Source organism: Clostridium sp. CTA-19 (assembly GCF_054767855.1).
Genome location: NZ_BAAABH010000070.1, coordinates 1 through 2,721, shown reverse-complemented (window position 1 = coordinate 2,721; position 2,721 = coordinate 1). Strand labels below are relative to the sequence as shown.

Below are 2,721 nucleotides of genomic sequence, written 5' to 3'. Positions count from 1 at the left end.
CTCAATTTAAAAGTTTGAACTGCTTCAAGCAATTTGCTGACTATAATAGTCAATTTTTTACATCTTCCGATGTGAGCCTCTACAAAATAGATTCTCAAATGAATTAACTGGTTTTACCTATATTTATCTGTTTAATTTTCAAAGACCAATTCGTCATTACCTGACGACTTTTACTATTTTACTAGCTTTTAACTTTTTTGTCAACACTTTTTTAAAAACTTTTTTTAAATTCTTTAAGTGTCTTTTAAAGTTTAAAGCCTTACCGCTTGAGTTACTTACTTGTTTGCCTCAGCGACAAGATTTATTATATATAACTATATTAAATTAAATTTTGCTTAATTGTACATTTTTAATTAATTAGTTACATTTTTCTACTTTTTTCTCTATTTTTCTTTATTTTTCTACTAATGATACACTTGGTTAAGTTTATATTAAATATATATTTGAAACTTTATATTTTACTTATTCATCTAAAAATTAACAAAATTTTATAACAAATATAACTTATAGTTTGCGAAATTTTATAGTATGAATAAGTTTATAATTTTAGGTTAAACTAACTCTTGTCATAAAATTTTATAGTATGGTGATATATGAATGAAAATAAAAATTTATAAAAATAAAGGTTTAATCATTAACCTTGTAATGACTTATTTTTTTGCATTTGCTTGTTTCATTTTTATTAAAATATTTAATGTAGCTATTTTTTATAATGGTAATATACCGGCATTTAAAGATGATGCTTTTTTATCTTTTAAAGAAGATAATACTGTTTCTTATTATGATAAATATAGCAGTCCTGAATTTTACTCTATTAAACTAAATATGAGTAATGAAAAATATAAAAATATATATATGCATAATGAAGAAATTGCAAAAAAAAATATTACCAATCATCTACATGAAGATTTTAAATATAAAAAGGTGAATACAAACGCTTTAAAACAATATTTGGCTCAAAAAAATTCTATATTAGTTGAAGAACCTTATTTTTCTACTATTATGGATACAGCTAAAAATTTTAATTTAAACCCATTACTATTATTTGCTATTACAGGTCAGGAACAAGGCTTTGTTCCGAAAAATAATCCTCATTGCACTACAATAGCTAATAATCCATTTAATATATTTAATAGCTGGCAAAATTACAATACTGATATTGAGGATGCTTCACAAATTGTTTCAAGAACAGTTGTAAACTTATCATTAAACAGACCTGAAGATGAAGATCCTTTTCGTTGGCTTAACCAAAAATATTCTGAAGATGAATCTTGGTTTAAGGGTGTAAAGAGCATATATTCTTCTCTTGAAAAATCAGTTCCTTATATAGAATAAAATTACTACTAATATAATAAAAAAACTATGGTTTTAAACCATAGTTTTTTGTTTATTTTTCAATATAAACGCTTGTTGTTGGAAATGCCACATCTATCTTTTCACTTTCTAATATATCTAAGATTTTAAAATTCACATCATTTTTTACTTTCATGTATTCATTTAAACTTGTTTTATTAGTATAATATGCTATAACTATATCTAAACTGCTATTATTATAGCTATCAAAATAAACTAATATCCCATCTTTGTTTACATCACTTTCTTTTAATAACATATCTTGTATTCTATTTATACATAATTGCATCTTTTCTTTAGGTGTATCATAAGTTACACCTAAGACAAAACTTATTTTTCTTATATCACGCTTAGTGAAATTTAATATAGATGCATTAGCTAAAGTAGAATTCGGTATTGTTATTAAAACCTTATCTGATGTTCTTATTTTAGTACTCCTTATAGATATATCCTCTACTTCCCCTTCAACATTACCACATTGTATCCAATCTCCAATGGAAAAAGATCTATCAAATATTATACTTATACCCGCAAATATATTTGCTGCAGTATCTTTAGAAGCTAACGCTATAACCGCTCCTCCAATTCCTGCACTTGCTATAAGTCCTTTTACAGGCATTCCCCATTCTTGTGCAACAGTAAGTACAACTACAACTATAATAGCTACTTTTATAAATTTTGCTATAAAAGAATATGCTATTTTGTCTAATTTTCCATCACTGTCTTGAAACTTATTAAATATTTCCGGTGGTTTCTCAACTATATTTATAAGCGATTGCGCTATTAGTACTAAAACACAACTATTAAATGCCCTATTTAATATAAGTGAATTTATATTAAATATATCAAAAACTGTTAGTATTATTACGTATACACCTAATAATAACAAGAAATTTTTTATAGGATTTTCTATAGCTTCTATTATGTTAAAGTTATTTTTAATCTCTAATTTTAATAAAATTTTATTTATGCCTTTTATTATGTACTTTACTAACACATTTTTTAAAAATAGTATTAATAAAAATGCTCCAATTGCTAGAGCTAGCTTAATCCATACAATATACATCTCTTGACCTATTGTATTTGGTCCTATTTTTTCTGCATTATTTAATAAAGATAACATACATTCTCCTTTCATAAGATAAATACCGTTTAATTTTTATATCTATTATAACACTTCATTTTATTTTATATAAACCTTTATTTTTAAATTTATATAAAAAAAAATCGTAGTATAAATACTACGATTTGGTGGCTCACCGGGGAATCGAACCCCGGACACCATGATTAAAAGTCATGTGCTCTACCGACTGAGCTAGTGAACCATACTTACCTGGCAACAACCTACCCTCCCACACAGTCACCCGT

At 25.4% G+C, this 2,721-nt stretch carries 2 protein-coding genes and 1 tRNA gene; 1 reads left to right on the top strand and 2 read right to left on the bottom strand.

The features are described from left to right. The first annotated feature begins 597 nt into the window (after positions 1-597). Positions 598-1,335, top strand: a complete 738-nt coding sequence (locus ACYUE0_RS17560; RefSeq protein WP_460271919.1) for a hypothetical protein — start codon at positions 598-600, stop codon at positions 1,333-1,335. Positions 1,336-1,387: 52 nt separating this feature from the next. Here ACYUE0_RS17560 and ACYUE0_RS17555 read toward each other — a convergent pair whose 3' ends face one another. Continuing rightward, entirely contained in the window at positions 1,388-2,476 is a 1,089-nt protein-coding gene (locus ACYUE0_RS17555) for a mechanosensitive ion channel family protein (RefSeq protein WP_460271917.1), read from the bottom strand. A 126-nt stretch (positions 2,477-2,602) separates the two neighbouring features. Continuing rightward, positions 2,603-2,678 (bottom strand) — tRNA-Lys (locus tag ACYUE0_RS17550). Positions 2,679-2,721 lie beyond the last annotated feature (43 nt).